General features: G+C 69.7%; 2 protein-coding genes. Both read left to right on the top strand.

Annotation, left to right across the window (positions count from 1 at the left end; translation table 11 throughout):
• A partial coding sequence (locus ACIQTP_RS46790; protein WP_403412323.1) for an amino acid adenylation domain-containing protein occupies positions 1-5,427 on the top strand: 5,427 nt, incomplete at its 5' end.
• Between the two features lie 15 nt (positions 5,428-5,442).
• Positions 5,443-9,296, top strand: a 3,854-nt coding sequence (locus ACIQTP_RS46795; protein ID WP_403412326.1) for an amino acid adenylation domain-containing protein, incomplete at its 3' end; no start/stop codon positions are given.

Consider the following 9,296-nt stretch of genomic DNA (forward strand, 5'->3'; position numbering starts at 1 on the left):
GCGGGCGAGCTGTACATCGCGGGTGCGCAGCTGGCGCGGGGTTATCTGGGTCGTGCGGGCCTGACGGCTGAGCGGTTTGTCGCGGATCCGTTCGCGGTGGCGCCCGGGGCGCGGATGTACCGGACCGGGGACGTGGTGCGCTGGTCCGCGGATGGTGTGCTGGAGTTCGTGGGGCGTGCGGATGCTCAGGTGAAGGTGCGTGGTTTCCGTATCGAGCCGGGCGAGGTCGAGGCGGTCCTGGCGGGGCATGGGCAGGTGGCCCGGGCGGCGGTCGTGGTGCGTGAGGACCAGCCGGGCGACAAGCGCTTGGTCGCCTACCTCGTAGCGGAAGCCAACGATGGTGTCGTCGACACGTCCGTGCTGCGTCAGCATGTGTCCGAGCGCTTGCCGGACTACATGGTGCCGTCCGCGTTCGTCACGCTCGACTCCCTGCCGTTGACGCCGAACGGGAAGCTGGACCGGCGCGCCCTGCCGGCACCGGAGTACACGTCCAAGGCTTCCGGGCGGGCGCCGCGGTCGCCGCGGGAGGAGATCCTGTGCGGTCTGTTCGCCGAGGTTCTGGGTGTGGATTCGGTGTCGATCGACGACAGCTTCTTCGAACTGGGTGGTCATTCGCTGCTTGCGACTCGTCTGGTGAGTCGGGTCCGGTCGGTGCTGGGCGTCGAGGTGGGCATCCGGTCGCTGTTCGAGGCGCCGAGCGTCGCCGGTCTGGTGGGTCGGCTTGATGAGGGTGGTCGGGTTCGGGAGCGGTTGGGTGTGCGGGTGCGGCCCGAAGTGCTTCCGGTGTCTTACGCGCAGCGCCGACTGTGGTTCCTGGGACAGCTGGAGGGCGCGTCCGCGACGTACAACATTCCCCTCGCCCTGCGGCTGAGCGGGGCGCTGGACGTGGAGGCGTTGCGGGCGGCGCTGGCGGATGTCGCTGGCCGGCACGAGAGCTTGCGGACCGTGTTCCGGCAGAGCGCGGATGGCCAGCCGAGCCAGCTGATCGTGGACCCCGGGGCGGGTGCTCCCGAGGTCCGTGTCGAGTCGGTGTCCTCGGGTGAGGTGGCTTCGGCTGTGGCCGGCATCGCGGGTACTGGGTTCGATCTGGAGCGGGATCTGCCGTGGCGGGTGCGGCTGTTGGAGGTGGCGGACGCTGCCGATGAGTGGGTGCTGGTGATGGTGGTCCATCACATTGCGGCTGATGGCTGGTCGATGGCGCCTTTGGCGAAGGACCTGTCGGAGGCGTATGCGGCTCGCCGTGAGGGGCGTGGGCCCGCGTGGCAGTTGCTTCCGGTGCAGTACGCGGACTTCACGCTGTGGCAGCGTGAAGTCCTGGGTGACGAGGACGACCCGGAGAGTGTGATTGCGGGGCAGGTGGCTTTCTGGCGGGAGGCTCTTGCTGACCTTCCTGAGCAGTTGGAGCTGCCGGTCGACTTCCCGCGTCCGGCGGTTGCCTCGCACGAGGGTGCTTCCGTGGACGTGCGTGTTCCGGGGGAAGTGCACGCCCGGCTGGTGGAGCTGTCCCGCTCCTGCGGTGCGAGTGTCTTCATGACGGTGCAGGCCGCGCTGGCGGTGCTGTTGTCGAAGATGGGTGCGGGTGAGGACATCCCGATCGGGACCCCGGTGGCGGGACGCACCGACGATGCCCTCGACGACCTGGTCGGGTTCTTCGTGAACACGCTGGTCCTGCGGACCGATGTCGCTGGTGACCCGACGTTCCGGCAGGTGGTGGAGCGGGTGCGGGAGGCCGATCTGGCCGCCTTCGCGCATCAGGATGTGCCGTTCGAGCGGCTGGTGGAGGTCCTCAACCCGGCCCGTTCCATGGCCAGGCACCCCCTCTTCCAGGTCATGCTCGCCTTCCACAACAACGTCCGTCCCGACCTCGACCTGCCCGGCATCCAGGCCCACCCCCAGCCGGTCCACATTCCGGCGGCCAGGTTCGACCTGTCCTTCAACCTCGCCGAGACCCTCGGTCGCGACGGATCACCCGTCGGGCTCCAGGGCACGTTGGACTACCGGACCGACCTGTTCGACAGGACGACCGTCGAGCAGCTCGCCGAGCGGCTGTCCCGACTGCTCGAAGCCGTCGCCGGAAATCCCGACCGGCCGATCCGCACCCTCGGCGTCCTCGGCACCGAGGAACGCCGACGCCTGCTCGTCGACTGGAACGACACGGCCCGCGAGATCCCCGAAGCGACACTGCCGGAGCTCTTCCAGGCGCAGGTGACGCGTACCCCCGACGCCCTTGCGGTCGTGAGCGGTGACATCGAGCTCACCTACGCCGAGCTCGGCACTCGCGTGCGGCAGCTCGCGAACGGGCTCGTCTCGCGCGGCATCGGGCCGGGCGACCGGGTGGCTCTGCTGCTGGACGGCTGGACCGACCAGATCGCCATGACCCTGGCCGTCACGCACGCCGGGGCGGCGTACGTGCCGCTGGACAGCAGGAGCCCTGCCGCCCGCCTGGAGCTGATCCTCGGCGACTCCCGGAGCATCGCCGTCGTGGTCGACCGGAAAACCCTGGCCCTGATCCCGGGGAACCGCCGTGGCCAGGGCATCGATGTCGTGCTGGTCGAGGACCTGCCCTCACGGGGCGTCTCGGCGGCAGCCGGGCCCGCTCCGGTGGTGCGGCCGCTCGACCTGGCGTACGTCATGTTCACCTCCGGCTCCACCGGCCGTCCCAAGGGCGTCGCCGTCACGCACCGGAACGTCGTCGCGCTCGTTTCCGACCAGTACTGGGGACGCACGGCCGAGGACCGCGTCCTCGTCCACTCCTCGCCGTCGTTCGACGCCTCCACCTACGAGGTGTGGGGCGGCCTCCTCAAGGGGGCCACCGTCGTCACATCGGGCGGTGTCGCCGCGGACATTCCCGAGCTGGCCCGCACCATGGCCGGCGCACACGTCACCGTGGGCCTGTTCAACGAGGGGATCTTCCGGCTCCTCGCCGAGAGCGAACCCCAGAGCTTCGGCACCCTCCGCGACGTCTACGTCGGCGGAGACACGGTCTCCCTCTCCGCGGTGCGGAAGGTCATGGACCACACCTCCGGCATGCGGTTCACGAACAGCTACGGTCCGACCGAATCGACCCTCTGCGTCGCCCACCACTCCCTGCTGCCGGGCGCGGACGACCGGGCCTCCATCCCGATCGGCCGGCCGCTCGACAACACGCGACTGTACGTGCTCGACGAAGCGTTGGAGCCCGTCCCCTGGGGAGTGATCGGCGAGCTGTACATCGCGGGTGAGGGCCTGGCGCGCGGCTACGTCGACCGACCCGACCTGACCGCGGAGCGATTCGTCGCCGACCCGTTCGGTTCCGTGGGGACGCGCATGTACCGGACCGGCGACCGGGTGAAGTGGCGGCCCGACGGCACCCTCGAGTTCGCCGGCCGTACCGACACCCAGGTGAAGATACGTGGCTTCCGCATCGAGCCCGGCGAGATCGAGACGGTGCTGGAGTCCTTCACGGGCGTGGCCCAGGCCGTGGTCGTCGTGAGGGAGGACCGGCCGGGGGACAAGCGGCTCGTCGCCTATCTCGTCGCCGATGCCGACGTACGCATCGAGCCCGACGACCTGCGTCTGCGCCTTGCCGAAGCACTGCCCGACTACATGATCCCGGCGGCCCTGGTCCAACTCGACGCCCTTCCCCTGGGGCCGACCGGCAAGCTCGAGCGTGCGGCCCTGCCCGCACCCGATTACGCCGGAGGCGGCGGCCGGGCGCCCCGTACCGAGCGGGAGCGCATTCTCTGCGCCGTCTTCGCCGACGTACTCGGCGTCGGCGAGGTCTGCGCGGACGACAACTTCTTCGCGATGGGCGGCGACAGCATCGTCTCCATCCAGCTGGTCGCCAAGGCACGTGCGGCGGGACTGACCGTCACACCGCAGCAGGTGTTCGAGCGGAAGACCGTCGAAGCGCTCGCCGCCGTGGCGATCGAGGTGGACACACGGAACGCCGAGGCAGCAGACCCGGGCACCGGCGCGGTCCCGCTGACTCCCGTCATGCACCAACTGCGCGAGCGCGGCGGCGCCATCGAGCGGTTCAGCCAGTCGGTCACGCTCGTGACGCCGGGCGGACTGCTCCGAGACGACCTCACAGCCGCCGTGCAGGCGATCGTCGACCTTCATGACCTCCTGAGGGCCCGACTCACCACCGCCGACGCGGACGGCACGTGGCAGCTGGAGGTACTGCCGCCGGGCAGCGTCTCCGCCGTGTCCTGCCTCACCCGCGTCGAGGCCGCGGGTCTGGGGGAGCGTGAACTCCGCGCACTGGCCGTCCAACAGGAGGACGAGGCGAGGAGCCTCCTGTCCCCGGCGGAGGGAAGGATGCTGCACGCGGTCTGGCTCGACGCGGGACCGCACGAGCACGGCCGGCTGGTGATCACGCTTCACCACCTCGCCGTCGACGCCGTGTCCTGGCGCATCCTCGTACCCGACCTCGTCTCCGCGTGGCAGGACATCGCTGCCGACCGGCAACCGAACCTCCAGCCCGTCTACACGACCTTCCGCCGCTGGGCCGACCACACATGCGCGGAAGCCGAGCGGCGTGTGGGCGAACTGCCCTTCTGGGAGGAGGTCGTCGCGGAGACCGAGGCACCATGGAGCTCCGTCCCGGCCCTCGAACCGGCACACGACACATGGGGCACGGCGCGGACCATCACCGTGACGCTGCCGACGGAACTGGCTGCGCCGTTGCTGACCTCCTTGCCCGAGGCCTACAACTGCGGTGCGGACAGCGTCCTCCTCGCAGCCCTGCTGACAGCCGTCGGCAGCCGCACGGCACGGCACGACGGAAGCACCCCGCCGTTCCTCGTCGACGTCGAGCGCCACGGACGGGAGCAGATCACACCCGCCCTGGACGTCTCGCGGACAGTGGGCTGGTTCACCAGCGTCTCTCCCGTCCGCCTCGACATGCGGGAAGTCGGCGGCGGGCGGGCAGCGGAGGACGTCCTCAAGTACGTGAAGGAGCAGCTGCGGGCCGCCCCGGACAACGGCTTCGGGTACGGACTGCTCAGGTACCTCCACCCGGAGACCGCTGCCCGCCTCGCAGCCCTCCCCGAACCGCACATCCTCTTCAACTACCTGGGACGCGTCCCGGCCCCGACCGGTCAGGGCGGTACGGCGCAGCCCTGGTCGGTCGTCGACGACGGTGAAGCCGGCGGCGGAGCCGACACGGACATGCCCATGGCGCACGCCCTGACGATCAACGCCGTGGCGCGGGACACCGGCGCCGGACCCGAGCTGCTGACCACCTGGGCCTGGCCCGGCCGACTGTGGGCGGCCGCCGACGTACAAGGACTCGCCGAGGCCTACACGCAGGCCCTGACACTCATGGCGACTTCGGCCGAGTCCCCGGGCATCGGCGGACTGACCCCGTCCGACGTACCCCTGCTGGGATTGAGCCAAGACGAGATCGACGAGTTCGAGTTCGAGTTCGCCGAGACGGAAGACTGAACGGAAGGATTTGAAATGAAGCGGTCGCGTATTGAAGACATCCTTCCGTTGTCGCCTCTGCAGGAAGGGCTCCTCTTCCACGCACAGTTCGATGACGAATCGGCGGACACGTACGTCGTTCAGCTCGCCGTCTCCTTGCGGGGCAAGGTCGACGGACCTGCGCTGCGCAAGGCTGTGAACGATGTCCTGACCCGCCACGCCAACCTCCGGGTGCGCGTGCAGCACCGCAAGACGGGGCAGCCCGTACAGGTCGTGATGCGGGACGTCGAAGCCCCCTGGCAGGACATCGACCTCACCCACCTCGCGCCCGAGGAGCGCGAAGCCGAAGCCGAACGCCTTCTCATCGAGGACCGCGGCCGCAGGTTCGACCTGGGCCGGTCCCCGCTGCTCCGCTGCAGCCTGATCCGCATGGCCGAGGACGACTACCGGTTCGTGTGGGCCAACCACCACATCCTGCTCGACGGCTGGTCGAACGCCGTCTTGTTCCAGGAGCTCTTCAGCCTCTACCGGAGGCGAGGCGACGCCCGCCTCATGCCGGTCACGCCGTACCGCGAGTACCTCACCTGGACCGCACGACAGGATGCCGAAGTCGCACGCCGGGAATGGGCGGCCGCACTCGGAGGCCTCGAAGACTCCACCCACCTCGTGCCCAACCCGGGCACGCGCGCCGTGGAATCGTTCCCGCGTCGGGCCACCTTCACCGTCGACGAGCGACTGACGAGCGCCCTCACCGAACTGGGACGCTCTCGGAACCTCACCTTCAACACGTTGGTCCAAGGTGCCTGGGGCATCTTGCTGGGTCGCCTCACCGGCCTGGACGACGTGGTCTTCGGAACCACCGTCTCCGGACGACCGCCGGAGCTCCCCGGCGTCGAGACCATGGTGGGACTGTTCATCAACACCCTGCCCGTCCGCGCACGGCTCGACCCCGCCCAGCCGGTCGTCGACGCCCTCGCACGGCTGCAGGACGAACAGGCACGTCTGATGCCCCACCAGCACCTCGGGCTCGCCGAAATCCAGAAGACCGTCGGGCGCACCGACCTCTTCGACACTGTCGTCGTCTTCGAGAACTACCCCGTCGACCAGGCCGCGTCCGCCGGACTCGGTGCCGACATCGAGGTCACCGACGTCGTCGGGAACGACGCGACCCACTACCCGCTGAGCCTCATGGTCCTGCCCGGACAGGAGCTCAGCCTGCGCCTCGACTACCGGGAGGACGCCTTCGACCAGGAGGCCGTCGAGCAGCTGGCGGCGCGGCTGATCCGGGTCCTCGAAACGATCGTAGCCGCACCCGACACCCCTGTCCGTGACGTGGACGTGCTGGACCCGGCCGAACGCGAGCGGATCCTGGCCACAGGGAACGGCACCACCCACGCGGTGCCCACCACCACCCTGGTCGACCTCTTCCAGGCTCAGGTGCGTGCCACCCCGGATTCCGTCGCACTGGCGGGCGGCGGAACGGAGATCACCTACGCCGAACTGGAAGCGCGCGCGAATGCCCTGGCCCACGACCTGATCGCCAAGGGTGCGGGACCGGAGCAGGCCGTCGCCGTCTGGATGAGGCGCTCCACCGACCTCGTGGTGGCACTGCTGGCCGTACTCAAGACCGGCGCGTTCTACGTGCCGCTGCACGACGGCTACCCGGCGGAACGGCGCCGGCTCGTCGTGGAGGACTGCCGTGCCCGGTTGCTGCTGACCGACCGGCCGGCGGATGCCGCCGCGTTCGCCGGCCCCGTTCAGGTGCTCGACGTGGCGGGCGTCGCCGCGGTCGCGGTGCCCCGGGACGGGGCGGATTCGCCGTCCACGGATGCCCGTGTCGAGGCGGACGGTCTGGCGTACGTGATGTACACGTCGGGCTCGACCGGTGACCCCAAGGGGGTGGCCGTCACCCACCGGGGCGTGGTCGAGCTCGTCCTGGACTCGTCCTGGAAGAGCGGTCCGCAGGACCGGATCCTCTTCCACGCACCGCATGCCTTCGATATCTCCAACTACGAGCTGTGGGTTCCGCTCCTGTCCGGGGGACGGGTCGTCGTTGCCCCGACGGAGCAGATCGACTCGGTGGCCCTGAGGAAGCTCCTCACACAGGAGGACATCACCTCCGTTCACCTGACCGCCGGCCTGTTCCGTGTGATCGCGGAGCAGGATCCGGAGTGCTTCGACGGCGTCCGCGAAGTGTTGACGGGTGGTGATGTGGTGTCGCCCGTGGCGGTGCGGCGGGTATTGGATGCGTGTCCGGACACTGTGGTGCGGGTGCTGTACGGGCCGACGGAGATCACGCTGTGTGCGACGCAGCATGAGGTTCCGGCGGGTGCGGCCGTAGGCGGGTCGGTGCCGATCGGGCGTCCGATGGACAACACGCGCGTGTACGTGCTGGATTCGGCTTTGTCGCCGGTGCCGGTGGGTGTGGCGGGTGAGCTGTACATCGCCGGCGCCGGCGTGGCCCGGGGTTACGTGGGCCGTGCGGCTCTGACGGCTGAGCGGTTCGTGGCGGATCCGTTCGCGGGGGTGTCCGGGTCGCGGATGTACCGGACCGGGGATGTGGTGCGCTGGTCCGCGGATGGTGTGCTGGAGTTCGTGGGGCGTGCTGATGCCCAGGTGAAGGTGCGGGGTTTCCGTATCGAGCCGGGCGAGGTCGAAGCGGTCCTCGCGGGTCACGGGCAGGTGGCCCAGACGGCGGTCGTGGTGCGTGAGGACCAGCCGGGCGACAAGCGGCTCGTCGCGTATGTGGTGCCTGCGGTCGGCGAGGCCATCGGCGACACGTCCGTGCTGCGTGAGTTCGTGGCGGAGCGGTTGCCGGATTACATGGTGCCGTCCGCGTTCGTCACGCTCGACGGTCTGCCGTTGACGCCGAACGGGAAGCTGGACCGGCGCGCCCTGCCGGCCCCCGACTTCGTCTCCGGCGCCAAGGGCAAGGGGCCGCGTACTCCGCGGGAAGAGGTCCTGTGCGGGCTGTTCGCCGAAGTGCTCGGCGTGGAGTCGGTGTCGGTCGACGACGGCTTCTTCGAGCTGGGTGGCGACAGCATCCTGTCGATCCAGTTGGTGGCGCGTGCGCGGGCCGCGGGTCTGGTCTTCTCGGCGCGGGACGTCTTCGAGCGGAAGACGGTGGCGGGTCTCGCGGCCCGCTCCCGGTCGGCGGCCGGCTCCGACGCCGGTGGGTACACGCCTTCCGACCTGCCGCTGGTCTCCCTCAGCCAGGCGGAGATCGGTGTGGTGGAGGCGAGGTGGAAGGACATTGCCGATGTTCTGCCGCTGGCTCCGTTGCAGGAGGGTCTGCTGTTCCACGCCCTGTATGACGAGCAGGCGCTGGATGTCTACACGACGCAGCTGTCATCGCTGGTTGAGGGCCGCTTGGACGTCGCGGCACTGAAGGGTGCCGCGTCCGTGGTGGTGGAACGGCATGCCAATCTGCGTGCGGGGTTCGCTTACGAGGGTCTGCGCCAGCCCGTCCAGGTGATCCCCAAGCAGGTTGACGTGCCCTGGGAGGAGGTGGACTTCTCGGGCGTCGGCTCGGCCGCTCAGGAGGCTGCGGTCGAGGAGTGGCTGGAACAGGACCGGGCGCGGCGTTTCGATCTGGCCGCTCCGCCGTTGCTGCGGTTCACCCTGATCCGTCTTGCGGAGGAGCGGTTCCGGCTGGTGTTCACCTGCCATCACCTGCTGTTGGACGGCTGGTCCCTGCCGGTGCTCATGCGTGAGCTCATGACGGCGTACGTACAGGGTGGCCGGGGTGATGTTCTGACCCCGGTGACTCCGTACCGGGACTATCTGGCGTGGGTGGCGGGTCAGGATCGGGGTGCGGCCGAGGAGGCGTGGCGGGAGTCGCTGGCGGGTGTGGAGGAGGCCACGAGGCTGGCTCCGGTGCGGGCGGGCAG

The organism is Streptomyces sp. NPDC090798 (assembly GCF_044768965.1).
Classification (GTDB): Bacteria; Actinomycetota; Actinomycetes; order Streptomycetales; family Streptomycetaceae; genus Streptomyces.